Annotated in this window: 15 protein-coding genes; 7 read left to right on the top strand and 8 right to left on the bottom strand. The window is 67.1% G+C overall.

The window, feature by feature from the left end:
* Nucleotides 1–5 precede the first annotated feature (5 nt).
* From dnaG to HF690_RS13355, 3 genes are all read left to right on the top strand, one after another.
* The gene (gene dnaG / locus HF690_RS13365; protein ID WP_113065758.1) at nt 6–1,724 is read left to right on the top strand and encodes a DNA primase; all 1,719 of its coding nucleotides are present in this window, start codon (nt 6–8) and stop codon (nt 1,722–1,724) included.
* A gap of 94 nt (nt 1,725–1,818) precedes the next feature.
* Nucleotides 1,819–2,460, top strand: a complete 642-nt coding sequence (locus tag HF690_RS13360) for a DedA family protein (protein WP_113065757.1) — start codon at nt 1,819–1,821, stop codon at nt 2,458–2,460.
* A gap of 103 nt (nt 2,461–2,563) precedes the next feature.
* Complete coding sequence (locus HF690_RS13355; RefSeq protein WP_168609783.1) at nt 2,564–3,544, top strand: bile acid:sodium symporter family protein; 981 nt, start codon at nt 2,564–2,566, stop codon at nt 3,542–3,544.
* Here the strand turns inward: HF690_RS13355 and HF690_RS13350 are convergent.
* Nucleotides 3,541–4,731, bottom strand: a complete 1,191-nt coding sequence (locus HF690_RS13350; RefSeq protein WP_168609782.1) for an NAD(P)/FAD-dependent oxidoreductase — start codon at nt 4,729–4,731, stop codon at nt 3,541–3,543. The genes HF690_RS13355 and HF690_RS13350 overlap by 4 nt on opposite strands.
* A 164-nt stretch (nt 4,732–4,895) precedes the next feature.
* On the opposite strand from HF690_RS13350, the gene HF690_RS13345 reads away from it, so the two are divergent.
* The 4 genes from HF690_RS13345 to HF690_RS13330 all read left to right on the top strand — a co-directional run bounded on the left by HF690_RS13345 (nt 4,896) and on the right by HF690_RS13330 (nt 8,516).
* Complete coding sequence (locus HF690_RS13345) at nt 4,896–6,335, top strand: DNA recombination protein RmuC (protein WP_168609781.1); 1,440 nt, start codon at nt 4,896–4,898, stop codon at nt 6,333–6,335.
* Between the two features lie 68 nt (nt 6,336–6,403).
* Complete coding sequence (gene folE / locus HF690_RS13340) at nt 6,404–6,997, top strand: GTP cyclohydrolase I FolE (protein WP_113065753.1); 594 nt, start codon at nt 6,404–6,406, stop codon at nt 6,995–6,997.
* A complete protein-coding gene (locus tag HF690_RS13335) occupies nt 6,997–7,341 on the top strand; it encodes an EF-hand domain-containing protein (RefSeq protein ID WP_240151769.1) in 345 nt (114 codons plus the stop codon). The genes folE and HF690_RS13335 overlap by 1 nt, the downstream gene beginning before the upstream one ends.
* Nucleotides 7,338–8,516, top strand: coding sequence for a BaiN/RdsA family NAD(P)/FAD-dependent oxidoreductase (locus HF690_RS13330; protein WP_168609780.1), 1,179 nt, complete (start codon nt 7,338–7,340; stop codon nt 8,514–8,516). Before HF690_RS13335 ends, HF690_RS13330 begins: the two co-directional genes overlap by 4 nt.
* 24 nt (nt 8,517–8,540) lie before the next feature.
* Here the strand turns inward: HF690_RS13330 and HF690_RS13325 are convergent, their stop codons facing one another.
* From HF690_RS13325 to HF690_RS13295, 7 genes are all read right to left on the bottom strand, one after another.
* The gene (locus HF690_RS13325) at nt 8,541–8,849 is read right to left on the bottom strand and encodes an EF-hand domain-containing protein (protein WP_113065751.1); all 309 of its coding nucleotides are present in this window, start codon (nt 8,847–8,849) and stop codon (nt 8,541–8,543) included.
* Between the two features lie 83 nt (nt 8,850–8,932).
* Nucleotides 8,933–10,246 carry a TolC family protein gene (locus HF690_RS13320; RefSeq protein ID WP_168609779.1) on the bottom strand — a complete coding sequence of 438 codons (1,314 nt, stop codon included), beginning with the start codon at nt 10,244–10,246 and terminating at the stop codon, nt 8,933–8,935.
* Entirely contained in the window at nt 10,243–10,554 is a 312-nt protein-coding gene (locus HF690_RS13315; RefSeq protein ID WP_113065749.1) for a DUF3240 family protein, read from the bottom strand. Before HF690_RS13315 ends, HF690_RS13320 begins: the two co-directional genes overlap by 4 nt.
* The gene (locus HF690_RS13310; protein ID WP_113065748.1) at nt 10,551–13,634 is read right to left on the bottom strand and encodes an efflux RND transporter permease subunit; all 3,084 of its coding nucleotides are present in this window, start codon (nt 13,632–13,634) and stop codon (nt 10,551–10,553) included. Before HF690_RS13310 ends, HF690_RS13315 begins: the two co-directional genes overlap by 4 nt.
* Before the next feature lies 1 nt (nt 13,635).
* Nucleotides 13,636–14,688: an efflux RND transporter periplasmic adaptor subunit gene (locus HF690_RS13305; RefSeq protein ID WP_168609778.1), complete on the bottom strand. Its 1,053-nt coding sequence runs from the start codon at nt 14,686–14,688 to the stop codon at nt 13,636–13,638.
* An 80-nt stretch (nt 14,689–14,768) separates the two neighbouring features.
* Nucleotides 14,769–16,163, bottom strand: a complete 1,395-nt coding sequence (locus HF690_RS13300) for a sensor histidine kinase (protein WP_168609777.1) — start codon at nt 16,161–16,163, stop codon at nt 14,769–14,771.
* Nucleotides 16,150–16,812, bottom strand: coding sequence for a response regulator transcription factor (locus HF690_RS13295; protein WP_168609776.1), 663 nt, complete (start codon nt 16,810–16,812; stop codon nt 16,150–16,152). Before HF690_RS13295 ends, HF690_RS13300 begins: the two co-directional genes overlap by 14 nt.

The raw sequence follows: 16,812 nt of genomic DNA, 5'->3' as shown, positions 1-16,812 counted from the left end.
GTCCCATGCGTGGCCTGATTCCCGAAAGCTTCATCGACGACCTGCTTACCCGCATCGACATCGTCGAAGTGGTGGAGCGGCGCGTGCCGTTGAAGAAGGCCGGCCGCGAATGGACCGCCTGCTGCCCATTCCACGACGAGCGCACGCCGTCCTTCTACGTCAGCCCGCAGAAGCAGTTCTATCACTGCTTCGGTTGCGGCGCGCACGGCAGCGCGATCAAGTTCCTGATGGAGTACGAGCGCCTGGAGTTCCCCGACGCGGTCGAGGAACTGGCGCAGTCGGTGGGACTGGAAGTGCCGCGCGAGGGCGGCGACAACCGTCCGCGCGAGGACCGCAGCGGCTGGTACGAACTGCTCGACCAGGCCGCGACCTTCTACGAGAAGGCCCTGCGTGAAAATGCACCGGCCCGGGCCTATTGCGATCAGCGCGGTCTCGACGCCGACACCATCGCCCGCTTCCGCATCGGCTGGGCGCCGGGCGGCAGCAGCCTGCTGAACCGACTCGGCACCACGCCCGAGCGCAAGCAGTGGCTGGAGCAGGCCGGCATGATCTCGACCGGCGATCGCGGCAAGTACGACCGCTTCCGCGCGCGCCTGATGTTCCCGATCATGGACCGCCGCGGCCGCGTCATCGCCTTTGGCGGACGCATTCTCGACGGCGACGGTCCGAAATACCTCAACTCGCCCGAGACGCCGCTGTTCCACAAGGGCCGCGAGCTGTTCGGCCTGTGGCAGTGCAAGCAGGCCAACGCCTCGCTGACGCGGCTACTGGTGGTCGAGGGCTATATGGACGCCATCGCCCTGCATCAGGCCGGTCTGCCCATCGCCGTGGCCACGCTGGGCACCGCGACCACGCCCGAGCATACCGAGCGCCTGTTCCGCAGCGCGCCCGACGTGGTGTTCTGCTTCGACGGCGACCGCGCCGGCCGTGCCGCCGCCTGGAAGGCGCTGGAAGCCGCGCTGCCACGCCTGCGCGATGGACGCCAGGCGTTCTTCCTGTTCCTGCCCGAAGGCGAGGACCCGGATTCGCTGATCCGCGCCGAGGGCAAGGACGGCTTCGAGCGCCGTCTAGCCGACGCCACCCCGCTGTCGGAATACTTCTTCGATCACCTCGGCGAGGACATCGACCTGCGCTCCATCGACGGGCGCGCACGCCTGGCCGAACGCGCCCGCCCCCTGATCGCGCGTCTGCCCGACGGCGCGTTCCGCGACCTGATGGGGCAGGAACTGACCGCGCGCACCGGCGCGCAGACACGCTTCGAACCCGACGCGCCACCGCGCGCCGAGCGCCCGATGCAGTCGCGCAGCGTGCGCCGGACCCTGGTGCGCAGCGCCATCGCCCTGCTGCTGGCGCGCCCAAGCCTGGCCGAGGAACTGGAACCCCCGTACGGCTTTTCGCGCCTGGACAGACCAGGCGTACCACTGCTGATCGAACTGATCGAACTGATCCGCACCCGCCCCGGCATCCGCACCGGCGTGCTGCTCGAGCACTTCGCCGAGCGCGAGGAGGCCGCGGCCCTGCAGAAACTGGCCATGGCAGATGTCGTCGGCGACGCCGACATGCAGCGCAATGAATTCCTCGACGCGCTGACGCAGATGGAGCGGCAGGCTGACCTGCAACGCATCGAATTCCTGCAGGCGGCCTTTGCCCAGGGCCGCATCGACGCGGACGGCAAGAGCGAATTGCGCGCCCTGCTCGCTGCCAAGTCGAAGAAGGCCTCCTGACCGTGACGCGCGACCGCAGTCTTCGCTCTGTGATCGCACCGCGATCCATGGGAAGATCGTCGTTTCACGCACCGGACGGCCCCTGACGTCACGAATGGACCTGCTCACCCGCCTCATCACCTTCTTTGCCGAGAACGGCTATCTGGCCGTGTTCATGGCCTTGCTGGTATGCGGCATGGGCGCGCCGATCCCCGAGGACGTGACCCTGGTCGCCGGCGGCGTCATCGCCGGCCTGGGCTACGCCAACGTACACGTGATGTTCGCCGTGACCATGCTCGGTGTGCTGGTGGGCGACGCAGGCATGTTCCTGGCCGGTCACCACTACGGTGTGCGCCTGCTGCACAAGCGTCCGCTGAAATGGGTGCTCACGCCCAAGCGCTACAACGCGGTGCAGAAGCAGTTCGAACGCTACGGCAATCGGCTGCTGTTCACGGCCCGCTTCCTGCCCGGCATGCGCACAGCGGTATTCGTCAGCGCCGGCCTTACCCATCGCGTCTCGTTCACCCGCTTCCTGCTGCTGGACGGACTGGCCGCACTCATCAGCGTGCCGGTGTGGGTCTACCTGGGCTATTTCGGCGCCAACAACCACGAATGGCTGCTGACCTGGATACACCGTGGCCAGACCGGCCTGTGGATCGTGCTCGGCGCGCTGGTCGTCGGCATCGCCATCTACGTCTGGCGACGGCGCAAACGGCGTCATGCCGCTCCCGGAAACGTCGAGGACGAATCGGCCTGAGTTCCACCCGCGCATCAGGCACCTGCGGGTAGACTTCAGACATCGCCATCGCCTTCGCTTCGCACCGCCATCCGTGTGGATCGCGGACCGCCCGGGAACACGCATGTCCCATCCCCTGCTCCGCCGCCTCCGCCCGGACAACTTCTCCCTCGCGCTGATCGCCACCATCGTGCTGGCGTCGCTGCTGCCTTGTCGCGGCGGATTCGCACACTTCATGGATGTGCTCACGGACGCGGCCATCGCGGCACTGTTCTTTCTGCACGGTGCCAAGCTGTCGCGGCAATCCGTACTGGCCGGCGCTACGCACTGGAAACTGCATCTGACGGTGTTCGCCTGTACCTTCGTGCTGTTCCCGGTGCTGGGACTGCTGATCCGACCGCTCGGCGAATGGCTGCTGACACCGGGGCTGTACGCCGGCGTGCTGTTTCTGTGCACCCTGCCCTCGACGGTGCAGTCGTCGATCGCCTTCACCTCGATGGCGGGCGGCAACGTGCCGGCTGCCGTGGTCAGCGCCTCGACGTCGAGTCTGATCGGCGTGTTTCTGACTCCACTGCTGGTCGGACTTCTGCTGGCACAGCATGGTGGCGTGTCGGGGAAGGCCGTGGTCGACATTCTTCTGCTGCTGATGCTGCCGTTCGTGCTCGGCCACCTCTCGCGGCCCTGGACCGGCGTGTTCATGGACCGCCATGCACGCATGCTCAAGCTCAGCGACCACGGCACCATCCTGCTGGTGGTCTACACCTCCTTCAGCGCGGCCGTGGTCGGCGGTTTGTGGCACGAAACACCGACCAGCGCACTGATCGCGACGTTCGCCATCGACGCGGGCCTGCTCACGGCGGTCATGCTCATCAACGTCTTCGCCAGCGGCCGCCTGGGCTTTTCCCGCGAGGATCGCATCGCGATCTTCTTCTGCGGCTCGAAGAAAAGCCTGGCCAGCGGCATGCCCATGGCGCGCGTGCTGTTCGCCGGCCAGGCCGCGAGTTTCGGCGCACTGGTGCTGCCGCTGATGATGTTCCACGTCACGCAGCTGATGGTCTGCGCAGTCATCGCGCAACGGCTGGCGGCACGCGCCCGCGTTCGCTAACCCATCGGAATGCGATGCCGCAGATTGTCGCCATCGTACGGCCCCGGCGCGGCAATCAGCTCGGCGGCCGCATCGGTCTGGCCCCAGACGTTCCACAGCAGCACGCCGCACACGCGGCCGCCGTCCATGTAGTAGGTCACGCCGCGTTTGTAGGGCTCGGCCCAGTGCTCGACCACTTCCAGGTGCCGCGCGTCGAGATCGCCCACGGCCTCGTAGCCGAGATCGAACAGGTCGGAATAGAAAAACGGCTGCGTGGTGTAGGCGCGATCCTCGCCGGCCATGCCACACCCGGCGTGGTGGCCCATGCTGATGGCGGCATTCTCGTGTTCGACGCGGCGACGATGACCCAGCGCCAACGATGGGAAATTCGCCACATCACCGGCGGCCCAGATGGCCGGATCCGCCGTACGCAGGCGCGCGTCGACGATGATGCCGTTCTCGACCTTCAAACCGGACTGCTCGGCCAGTTCGGTCTCCGGTTCCACGCCCAGCCCGGCCGCCACCGCATCGACCTTCAGTTCGCTACCGTCCGACAGCTTCAGGATGACGCTGTCGTCGTCGGCCCGGCCATCCTCGACAGTCCGTCCGGGACGCAGGTCCACGCCGCGCTCACGGTAGTACTCGTTGAGGAAATCGCCCAGGCCGTCGGAAAATCGTCCGGCGCCGATCGCGTCGCCCGGGAAGATCATGCTGACCTTGCAGCCGGCATCGGTCAGCGAGGCCGCCAGTTCGGCGCCGATGAAGCCGCCGCCGACCACGGCGACGTGCGCGCCCTCCACCGCAAAACGACGCAGACGCAGATAGTCGTCCTGGGTGCGGAAATTCACCACTCGCTCGCCGGAAAACGGCAACGTGCGGGCACGCGCGCCGGTCGCCAGCAGCAGCTTCTCGTAGCGGTAGGTGTCGCCCTGGTCGTCGCGCACGACCCGCTCGGCGCGGTCCAGTGCGACCGCGCGACGGCCCAGATGCATATCCAGCGTGTGCCGGCGCGTGTCCAGATCGACAGATGCCACGTTCTTGTCGCCTTTCCACAGCGCCTTGCTCAGCGGCGGGCGCTCGTACGGCGGCTCGCGTTCGGCGCCGATCAGGCCGATGCGCCCCTCGGCGTCACGCTCGCGGATCGCGCTGACCGCGGCGTCCGCGGTCATGCCGCCGCCGATGATGAGGTACTCGTAGCGGTGTTCCATGTCGCCTCCACTGCTCGAAAAGAGATTGATTCATCTACGCTTTATGGTGGCATGTACGTATATCGCGGGGATGAACCCGACGTGGCTGGCCGATCCGGGCTCACCCTTGGCTCAGCATCTGCGACACGGCGTCGTACACTGACGGGCAACGCCCCGGAGTCCTCATGCCCGCTCAAGAAACCCTGCTGATCGTCATCGCCGCCGCACTCGGCCTCGCCGTACTGCTTCTGCTCGTGATCCTGTGGCGCCAGCGCGCTCCGCAGGCGCTGCTGAACCGCCTGGACGCTCTCAAGGGCGACGGCGAGCGGCTGGAACGCGTGCTGCGCGAGGAACAGCGCGGCGGACGCGGCGAGCTGGCACAGGCCTTCGAGCAGTTTCGCGGCCATGTGCAGCAGCAGCTAGACAGCGCGGGCGCGCAGCAGCGCGAGCGCATCGACGGCTTCGGCACCCGCCTGCAGCAGCTGACCGAGCGCACCGACCGCGGCCTGGAAACCCTGCGCAACGGACTCATCGAGGACGCCCGCAAGGCACGCGAGGAAGCCCAGACCGGCCAGCAACGCTTCGGCGAACTGCTGCAGCAGCGCCTGAACGAGCTGACCGAACAGAACGAGAAACGCATGGGCGAGATGCGCGGCACACTGGAAGCACAGATCAAGGCGCTGCAGCAGGACAATGCACAGCAACTGGACAAGATGCGTCAGACCGTCGACGAGAAACTCCAGTCGACCCTGGAAACGCGCCTGGGCCAGTCGTTCAAGCTCGTATCCGAACGCCTCGAAGCGGTTCAGCGCGGTCTCGGTGAGATGCAGAGCCTGGCCGCCGGTGTCGGCGACCTCAAGCGCGTGCTGACCAACGTGAAGACGCGCGGCACGTTCGGCGAAGTGCAACTGGGCATGCTGCTGGAACAGGTCCTGGTGGCCGAACAGTACGCGGCCAACGTCGCCACCGTGCCGGCCTCCAACGAACGCGTGGAATTCGCCATCCGCATGCCCGGCCAGGAAGCCGACAAGCCGGTGTGGCTGCCGATCGACGCCAAGTTCCCGCGCGAGGACTACGAACGCCTGCTTGACGCGCAGGAAAATGCCGACGCCGACGCCGCCAACGCGGCCGCGCTGGCGCTGGAACGTCGCGTGCGCGATGAAGCCAAGACCATCCGCGAGAAATACATCGCGCCGCCGCACACCACCGACTTCGCGATCCTGTTCCTGCCCACCGAGGGACTCTACGCGGAAGTGATCCGCCGCCCCGGCCTGTTCGAGCAGCTGCAGCGCGAACACCGCGTCACCGTGGCCGGACCGACCACGCTCAACGCCCTGCTCAACAGCCTGCAGATGGGCTTCCGCACGCTGGCCATCGAGCAGCGATCCAGCGAGGTCTGGGAACTGCTGGGCGCAGTGAAGAACGAATTCGGCAAGTTCGGCGGCATCCTCGATTCGGCCATCAAGCAAGTCGACACCGTGCGCAATACGCTCAAGCGCGCCACCGGCAAGACCACCACCATCACCCGCAAGTTGCGCGGCGTGGAATCGCTCTCGGGCGAGGACACTCAGCGCCTGCTCGGCGCGTCGCTGGACGCCCCCGAGTCCGATACGGACGACGGCTGAGCCGTCCGAATGCCGGGCACTCCAGCCGGTTCACGGTACACTGTGCGTCTGACCGCAAAGGATTCACCATGAGCGACCCGACCCATTCCGACGTCACCCGCGAACAGGCCGAGGACGCCGTCCGCGTGCTGCTGCGCTGGGCTGGCGAAGACCCTTCGCGCGAAGGCCTGCTGGATACGCCCAAGCGCGTGGTGAAGGCCTATCGCGACTGGTTCTCCGGCTACGAGGAAGATCCCGGCGAGTACCTGCGCCGTACCTTCGAGGAAGTCGAGGGCTACGACGAACTGGTGGTGCTGCGCGGCATCGAATTCGAGAGCCACTGCGAACACCACATGGCGCCGATCATCGGTCGCGCCCACGTTGGCTACCTGCCGGACAAGAAGGTCGTCGGCATCAGCAAACTGGCGCGCGTGGTGGACGGATTCGCGCGTCGCTTCCAGGTGCAGGAAAAGCTCACCGCGCAGATCGCCCACTGCATTCTGGAGACGCTGCAGCCGCGCGGCGTCGGCGTGGTCATCGACGCCAGCCACGAGTGCATGACCACGCGCGGCGTGCACAAGCGCGGCGTGTCCATGGTGACCAGCCAGATGCTCGGCACCTTCCGCGAGGACGCGCGCACCCGCGCCGAGTTCCTGCGCTTCATCGACATCGACGGACACTGATGCGCGGCCTGCGCCTGCTGCTGACGGCGTCGTTGCTGACGCCCGCGCTGGCGTCGGCCAATCCGCCCGCCACGCTCAACGCCTATCTGCGCATCATGGATCGCAACGGCGACGGCCGCGTCAGCCTGGCCGAATACCAGGCGCACATGAGCCAGGGCTTCCGCAGCATGGACCGCAATCACGACGACGTGATCGAGGTCGCCGAGCAGCCGCCCGGTCCGCGTCGCCACGGCGCGATCACGCTGGCGCAGTACCGCCATAATCTCGCCGCGACCTTCCAGCGCCAGGACGCCAACCACGACGGCTTTCTCGACGCGCGCGAACTGGCCGCACCACCACGATGAACACCGATGTCATCGTCATCGGCGGCGGCGCCGCGGGACTCATGTGCGCCCTCGTCGCCGGTCAGCGCGGCCGCCGCGTCACCGTGCTCGACCACGCCAATCGCGTCGGCAAGAAGATCCTCATGTCCGGCGGCGGGCGCTGCAACTTCACCAATCTTGGCGTGACGCCGGACAACTACCTGTCCGCCAATCCGCACTTCGCCAAGTCCGCACTGGCGCGCTACACACCGCACGACTTCATCGCCCTGGTCGAGAAGCACGGCATCGCCTACCACGAGAAGGAACGCGGACAGCTGTTCTGCGACATCTCCTCGAAGCTGATCGTGCGCATGCTGCTGGACGAATGCGCGCAGGCCGGCGTGGACATCCGCACGCGCTGCACCATCGAGAATGTGCAACGCACCGGCGAAGGTTTCGCGCTGCGCACTACGCACGGCCCGATGGCCTGCGCATCGCTGGTGGTCGCCAGCGGCGGACTGTCGATCCCGAGCATGGGCGCCAGCGGCTTCGGCTACGACCTGGCGAGACAGTTCGGGCACACCGTGCTGCCGACGCGAGCCGGTCTGGTGCCGCTGACGCTGAGCGGCAAGCACCTGGATCGCTATCGGGACCTGTCCGGCGTCGCCGTGCCCGAAGTCGAAGCGCGCAGCGAGCGAAAAGCCTTCCGCGCCGGCCTTCTGTTCACGCACCGGGGCGTGAGCGGACCGGCCATCCTGCAGGTGTCCTCGTACTGGCACCCCGGCGAGACTGTGCACCTCGATTTTCTTCCCGGCGAAGATGCTGAAGCCTGGCTCGCCGCCGAGCGCCATGCGCGCCCGGACCGCGAACTCAAGACCACACTGTCCGAACGCCTGCCCAAACGCCTTGCACAACGACTGTGCGAACTCGACTTCGGCAGCCGTCCGCTGCGCCAGTACCCGGCCGCGGACCTGCAGCGCATCGGCCAGCGCCTGCAGGACTGGCCCATCGTGGCCAGCGGCAGTGAGGGCTACCGCACCGCGGAAGTCACGCTCGGCGGCGTCGATACCGACGGTCTCTCGTCGAAAACGATGGCATCGCGCAGTACGCCCGGCCTGTATTTCATCGGCGAAGTCGTGGACGTCACCGGCTGGCTGGGCGGCTACAACTTCCAGTGGGCCTGGGCGTCGGGTCACGCCGCGGGCTTGGCCGTCTAGCGCGAGCTCGACCCGCTAGAGCCATCACTCGATCTTCCGATACACCTTCGGATGCGCAAACGCGTTGTATTCGTGCTTGGACAGCGAACCGTTGCCGTCACGATCGTACTGCCGGAAGTGGCGCCGGAGCCGGTGCATGTCATGCGGCACCTCCGAACGCATCAGACGGCCATCGTGGTTGCGGTCCAGCTGACTGAAGGACGGCGGCGTGGCGTGCTCGGACCGCGACGTTCCCGCACTGTCCAGAACCGGTGCGCTACGCACTGCCGTCGTCGAAAACGCCAACACGCCGAGTGCTGCCGCGACGATGATGCTGATTCGTTCCATTGCCATGGTGTCTCCTTTTTCGTGTAGCAGAATCCTTCAAACGATTCAGCATGAGGATAACGACCGAAAAGGCGACTGACCAATGACGATCACAGGTCGGGCAGATGCATAGCCTCGCCCGCATGCTCATCGGGATCCGAACCGCCGGTATGGTGATGCCACATTTCGTGCGCATCGATGCGCACCCGCGCGACACCCTCCAGCGCGTCGACCGCGGCTCGACGTTCAGCCAGCGCCGCATCGAGCGCCGTGCGACGAGCCGCCAGCAATTCGGCCAGACCGCTCTCACCCAATGCATAGGCGCGCTCCGCCTTGGCCGCACTGTCGTCAGCCGCCTTCAGCGCCTGCTCGCGGCTGCGCCAGACGGCACGCGCCGAGCGTGCGCGCGCCACCGCTTCGCGCGCATCGCGGGAGACATCGCGCTGCACCATGGCCGAGTCAGCCTGGGCGCTGAGCGCATCGGCCTCGGCGGCGGCCGCCTTCGCGCCTCGCTGCCGCACGCCGATGGGCATGCTGAAGACCAGGCCCACCGCACGCTCGCGCCCACCGAGATCATTCAGCACGCGCACCCCCACAGTCGGGTCCGCCAGGCGGTCGGCGCGAGCGCGGCGCGCTTCGGATTCGCGCATGCGCACCACGGCTTCCGCGGCGCCGATCTCATGACTGCGCTGCACGATGAGCTGACTCCAATGCAGATTCGTGCCGCTCAGCTCGGGAGGCATGGCATCCAGTCGGACGCGCGGCGGAAGCGGCAGCCCCGGAAAGGCGCTCTGCAGCATCCGTCGCGCCGAAGCCTCGTCAGCATCGGCTTGAAGCGCCGCGGCACGTGCCTGCGCCAGCGCGGCATCGGCAGCAACGCGGTCGCGCAACGCGGCATCGCCCAGTTCGACACGGCGGGCGATGGCCTTGCGATCGCGCTCCCACACATCAACCTGCAGGTGCTGCTGCCGCGCCGTCACGCTGGCGCGCTGCCACATAGCCCACAGCGCCAGCAACCGACGCGCACCGGCATGATGAGCATCGGCCAGATTCAACTGCGCCGCCTCCACGCCGTACTGACCGATCTCGCGGTCCAGCCGCGCCTTGCCCGGCCAGCGCACGGCACGACTGATTTCGGCTTCCCACTCGTTGAACGTGGGGCCTCCCTCGACACGGCGACGCTGCGGGATCGCGCTGAGCTGGAATTCGTGCGGCCCCACCCTGCGCAGGCGCGCATCGGCTTCCGCACGCGCCAGAGCCGCCGCGGCTAACTGCACTTCGGGCGTCCGTTCGATCGCGCGTAGCGCCAGGGAAGCCGGTGGCAGCGACGAAGGCTTCGCTGCGGACTCCTTATGCTGCGCCCAGGACGACACCGGAATCAGCGCGATCACGAACATCATTGAACACAAAAAGCTGCGCTTCATGCCAGTTTCCCCATCGCATCCACGGGTTCCACCCACCAGATGATGTCCGGATGCGGCATGCTCCGGCTCAACTGCGTGAGCGTGCGTTCCACGTCCTCTTCCGGCAGCACCAGCCAGACCATGCTGCGATCGATGCGCCCGCGCACCTGCTCCTGCGCACGCGCGCCCTCGAAACTCTCCCCGTGCCCGGAGACCGCCAGCGTGGTGAAACCCGGCAGTGCCGGTTGCATCTCCAGCAGCGTCTCCAGTACGGGATCCTCGAGATCCCGCGGCGACAGGATGGTCAAACGTTTCAGTTTCACGTTCATGCGTTCTTCTCCACCCGACGCGCCTCACCGAAGCGGCGGAACAGGGTCGGCAGCAGCAGAAGGGTCAATGCCGTGCAGGTCACCAGGCCGCCGATCACCACGATGGCCAGCGGCTTCTGCACTTCCGAGCCGGGACCGCTGGCGAACAGCAGCGGCACCAGACCGAGCGCGGCGATGGAAGCGGTCATCATCACCGGCCGCAGACGACGCAGCGCACCCTCGCGGACCACCTCGTTCATGGCCATGCCGGTGGCGCGGAGCTGATTGAAATAGGAGACCAGGACCAGACCGTTCAATACCGCAATGCCCAGCAGCGCGATGAATCCGACCGAGGCCGGCACCGAGAGGTACTGCCCCGAAAGCCACAATGCGACGATGCCGCCGACCAGCGCGAACGGCACATTGCAGAGGATCAGCACGGCCTGGCGAATCGAGCCGAACGTGGAGAACAGCACCAGGAAGATCAACGCCAGCGAGACCGGGATCACCAGCGTCAAGCGCGCAGCGGCCCGCTGCTGGTTCTCGAACTGGCCACCCCAGGTCACGCTGTAGCCGGTCGGCAAATGAATATCGCGCTCGACCGCAGCCCGCACTTCGTCGACGAAACCGACCAGATCACGCCCGGCTACATTGGCCTGCACCAGGGCGAAACGCGATCCGTTCTCGCGCCGGATCTGCACCGGACCCGTGGTCGCCTTGAGTGCGGCGATGCGATCCAGCGGCACCTGTCCGCCATCGGGGGTCGCCAGGTTCATGCGCTCGAACAGGGTCGGCGTGTCGGCCATGCGGGCGTCGCCGCGGACCAGAACCGGGACGCGACGCTGCTGTTCCAACACGGTCCCGGCACGCATGCCCTCCAGCTGACCGCGCAATTCGTCCTGGACCGCCGACACATCCAGCCCATGACGACCGGCCGCCTGACGGTCAATGCGCACGCCCAGGTAGCGCACGCCCTCCTGCGTCTGCGCGATCACGTCCTGACCGCCCGGCGTCTTCTGCAGCATCGCGGCAATACGGTTGGCAATCTGGTTGAGCGTGGACAGATCCGGACCGAACACCTTCACCGCAATGTCGCCGCGGCTGCCCGTCAGCATCTCCGAAACACGCATCTGGATCGGCTGGGTGAAACCGTACTCGATGCCGGGAAAATCCTTCATCACCGCGCGCAACTGATCTTCCAGCCAGACCTTGTCGGGCACGCGCCAGCTCGCCTTCGGCTTGAGCTCGAGGAACATGTCGGTCTCATTGAGGCTCATCGGGTCCAGACCCAGCTCGTCCGAACCCAGTCGGGCGACCACGTGCGCGACTTCCGGAATACGCGCCTTGATCGCGCGCTCGATGGCCATGTCCTGATCGCGCGATGCCTGCAGGCTGATCGACGGCTGCTTGGTCAGCTGCATCAGCACGTCGCCTTCGTCCATGGTCGGCATGAAGGTCTTGCCGGTACCGACATAGGCCAGCACACCGAGTACCAGCGCAACGCCGGCGATCGCCCCCATCCAGCGCGTGTGCTTCAGCGACCAGTCGAGCAGCGGCCGATAGCCGCGTTCGATCTGACGCATCAGCCACGGCTCCTTGTGCGGCCGCTCGCGCAGCAGCATCGAGCACAGAACCGGCACCACAGTCATCGACAGCAGCAGCGAAGCGGCCAACGCGAAAATGATGGTCATCGCCACCGGACCGAACAGCTTTCCTTCCAGTCCCTGCAGCGTCAGCAGCGGCATGAACACCAGGCAGATGATGGCAATGCCCGAAACCACCGGGCTCGCCACCTCACCCACCGCGCGATAGATGCGATGCGGTTTTGGCAACTCGCTGGCACTGCGTCCGGGCACCAGGTGGCTGACGGTGTTCTCCACCACCACCACCGCGGCATCAACCAGCAGGCCGATCGCGATGGCCAGGCCACCCAGGCTCATCAGGTTCGCGCTGAGACCGAACACATGCATCATCAGGAACGCGATCAGCACCGCCAGCGGCAGGGTCAGCGACACCACTACCGCAGCGCGGACGTCACCGAGGAACAGCAGAAGCAGGATCACCACCAGCACGGTGGCCTCGATCAGCGCGCTGCGCACGGTGTCCACGGCACGCTCGATCAATGCGCCGCGATCGTAGAACACTTCGATGCGCGCACCCTTCGGCAGGCTCGACTGCAACTGGTCCAGGCGCGCACGCACGGCGTCGACCACCTTCGAGGCATCGGCGCCGCGCAGTCCGACCACCAGTCCTTCCACTGCCTCACCGAGGCCATCGCGAGTGACTGCACCGTATCGGGTTAGACTCCCGTAACTGACGCGGGCCAGATCATCCACGCGCAGCGTCATGCCGTCCCGGGTCGCCACGACCACGCGCCGCAGATCGTCCAGGGTAGAAACCGCGCCCTCGGCACGCACGATCAGCGCATCGTCGCCATCGCGCAGGCGACCGGAACCGTCATTGCGATTGTTGCGTTCGATCGCATCGACCACATCGCGAAAATGCAGGCCGGCGGCGGACAGACGCGCGCGGTCCGGCGTCACCAGGAAGGTGCGCACCTTGCCGCCCAGCGCGTTCAGATCGGCCACACCCGGAATCGTCCGCAGCGCCGGACGGATGGTCCAATCCAGCAGCGTGCGGCGCTCGGCCAGACTCAGGCCACCGCCTTCGATCGTGAACATGAACATGTCCGACAACGGCGTGGCGATCGGTGCCAGACCGCCGCTGACATCGCCGGGAAGCTCTCCGGCCGCGGCCGCGAAACGCTCGGAAACCTGCTGCCGCGCCCAGTAGATGTCGGTGCCTTCGTCGAAATCGAGCGTGACATCGGCGATCGCGTACTTCGACGTCGAACGCAGCATCTGCGCATGCGGGATGCCCAGAAGCTCCATTTCCAGCGGCACCACCACGCGCGTCTCGACTTCCTCCGGCGTCATGCCCGGCGCCTTCAGAATCAGCTTGACCTGCGTGGGGGCGATGTTCGGATAGGCATCGATGGGCAGCTTCAAATAGGCCCACACGCCCGCACCGACGATCGCCAGTGCGCCCAGGAGCACCAGCAGTCGCTGCGACAGAGAGAATCCGATCAGGCGCTGCAGCATGTCACTCTCCCGCCACCAGCATGGCCTTCAGGGCGCCCGCACCCGCGATCACCACGCGGCTGTCCGCAGCCAATGCGCCGGTGACCACGCTGCGGCCCGCTCCAGTCTGTGCCTGCACCGCCACCGGCACGGCCTCGAAACCCGTACCCCTGTCGACGAACACGATCTTGCGGCCGTCGAAGTCGGCCACGGCGTCGGACGCCAGCGTCCAGGCGTGCGCCGGCGGCGGCAGCTGGATCGTGGCGCTGGTCTGCTGGCCGGGCAGCAGCATTTCGCCCTTCACGCTGGCGCGCACCAGCACCGTCTGACTGGCGCGATCGATCGCCGCGCCAATTTCGCTCAGCATGCCGGACGCACCGTCGGCGGTACGCACCGGCAATCCCGGTCGCAGACGCGAGGCGTACCGGGCCGGCACCTGCATTTCCAGCATGCCGCGGCCGGGCTCGGCGACCATGAACGCCTTGTCCAGCGCCGCAACCGGCTCGCCCAGGCGCAGACTGCGCTCGATGACACGCCCCGCCAAGGGCGAACGCAATTCATAGGTGCCCGGCGCCGCTCCGGCCGCCTTCGGCGCCATGGCCCGGGCCGCATTCAATTCCTGCAGGCGCGCCGCGGCCGCATCGCGACGCGCATCCGCGGCCTGCGCACGGCTCGAAGGGATGATGCCCTCGGCCAGCAGCTGGCGATCGCGCTCGGCCTGCGCACGAGCCACGCGATAGTCGCCCTGCGCCGAGGCCAGATCGGCGCCCAGTCGCATCGCCTCGCGGCTCTGAATGCGCGCCAGCGGCTGACCGCGCTCGACCTGCGCGCCCTCGCGCGCCAGCACTGCGACCGTGATGCCGGCATAGGGTGCCGTGACCACGGCACTCTCGTGCAGCGGCGCGCGTACCGTCGCCGGCAGGCCGTCCACCGGCACGTGTCCCGCCGCTTTCACCGCGGCCGTACGAATACCCATGGCCTGACGCTGCGAAGCGGAGACCTTCAACAGCGTCCCGGCCATCACGGGACTCGCGAAAACAGCCAGCAGCAGGCCGGCCAGCAAACCTCGACGCATGACGAACCTCGATATATCCATCCGTATGATCGAGGATCCGGAGATCGGCTTTGAACAAGCTTAAGATGCCGCCAAAGCCCTCAATCGGGCACGTCCAGACGATTCAGACCGCCCAGTTCGGCCCACAGCCAGCCGCCGTCCAGACGAAAATCCAGACGCAGCCCGAGCACCTCGGCCAGACTCTGCGCCAGCGCCAAACCCAGCCCTCCATGACGACTGGCCTCGCGCGCGGGCGACTTGCGCCAGAAGCGTTCGCCGAAACGCTGCAGATCGCCCGGCTCCAGGTCCGGCGCCGGATTGCCGATGCGCACATCGACGTGCGTCCCCGCACATCTCAGTCGCACCAGCACCTCACTGCCTTCCGGGGTGTAATCGGCGGCGTTCAACAACAGATTGTCGATCACGCGCTCGAGCAGCGCCGGGTCGGTCTGCGTCCAGCATTCGGGCGGCGCATCCAGATGCATGCGCACACGCCGCCGTTGCGCCGAGCTGGCGGCCAGTTGCAGGGAACGTTGCACCGACGCCGACAGGTCAACCGGCTCGAGCTGGGCTTCCTGCATGCCCGACTCATAGCGAGACAGGGACAGCAGACCGTCGATGCACCGGCTCATGCGCTCGGTGGAGTCCAGCGCCCCTTCCAACGCCGGCGACGCCTGCGCATCGCGGCGCGCCAGCTCCACCGCGGTACGGATTTCGGCCAGCGGCGTGCGCAGTTCATGCGCCACGTCGCGCGCGAAACGGCGCTCCCGCTGCAGCGCGCGACGCAGACCGCCGAATGCATCGTTCAGCGCATGCGCCAACGGACGCAGTTCGCGCGGCAGCGTGTCCGCCTGCAGGTCCGCCGACTCGGCCCCGTCCCGCGCCGCACCGCCGAACGCGAGCAAAGGGCGCAGGCCGCCGCGAACGGCCAGGAAAGCCAGCACCACGGCCATCAACGATGTCAGCATCACGCCGCTCACCAGCGCGACGTGCACCTGCCGCTCGAGCGCATCGACCTGCTCGCGCTCCTCGGCCACGGCGAGAATGGCGTCGCCGCTGCGCCCCTGCAGCGTCACACGCACAGCGATCGCACGGCCGTGATGCCCATCGGGAAGCACCAGATCGTAGTAATACGGCGCGTTGGCCGGCACCGCATCCGGCGGCGTCAGCTTGGCGTCGCGATTGCTCCCCGACGTCAGCAGCGTGTGTCCCGACGCATCCCACAATTGCAGAAAATCGGTATGCCCGCCGCCGGCGTACTCCGGACTCATCGCCTGCAGCTCCGCCAGCGCCTCCTGGGTCGGGCGCGATTCCAGCAGCACCGCGATCGCATGCGCGCGGGCTTTCAGACCTTCGTCGAGCCGTCCATAGATCTGCCGGTCCAGTCCGCGATCAAGCAACAGGAAAAGTCCGAGCATGACGATGCCCAGACCGGCGAAAAGAAACAGCAGCAGGCGCAGGCGAATCGAAAGCGGGCGCCGTTCACTCGACCACATAGCCGTACCCTCGACGGGTCTGGACCAGGTCGGTCACCCCGGCCTTGGACAGTTTCCCGCGCAGCGTGCTGACCAGCACCTCGATGACCTTGTCCGAGGATTCACTGCGCGCATCGTACAGATGCTCGAACAGCGCCGTCCGCGTCATGACCCGCCCGCGCTCGGTGCTCAGGGTCTCCAGCAAGGCGTATTCCTTCGGCGTCAGTGCCAGCACCTCGCCGTCCACGCGCACCTGCCGCGCGCGCGGATCGATCTCCACCGCGCCCAGGCGCAGCACGGGATCCGACTGCACGCTGCGCCGCGCCAGCGCCTGCAGGCGGGCGGACAGTTCCTCGTAGGAGAACGGCTTGACCATGTAGTCGTCAGCGCCCAGATGCAACGCCTCGATGCGATCCTCGACCTGATCGCGTGCCGACAGCACCAGAACCCGCGGTCGCGGCTCACGGCCGTTCAGCCAGCGCAGCACCCCCCAGCCGTCCACACGCGGCATCATCAGGTCCAGGACCACGGCGTCGTAGGCATAACTGGCCAGAAACTGCTGCGCCTGGGCGCCGTCGGCGGCGAGATCCACGGCATGTCCGTCCCGCGCCAGCGATTCGCGCAGGTCGCGTCCCAGGTTCGGCGAATCCTCGACCACCAGCAGACGCAT

The organism is Oleiagrimonas citrea (genome assembly GCF_012395255.1).
Taxonomy (GTDB): Bacteria; Pseudomonadota; Gammaproteobacteria; order Xanthomonadales; family Rhodanobacteraceae; genus Oleiagrimonas; species Oleiagrimonas citrea.
This window is presented reverse-complemented; position numbering and strand designations above follow the sequence as displayed.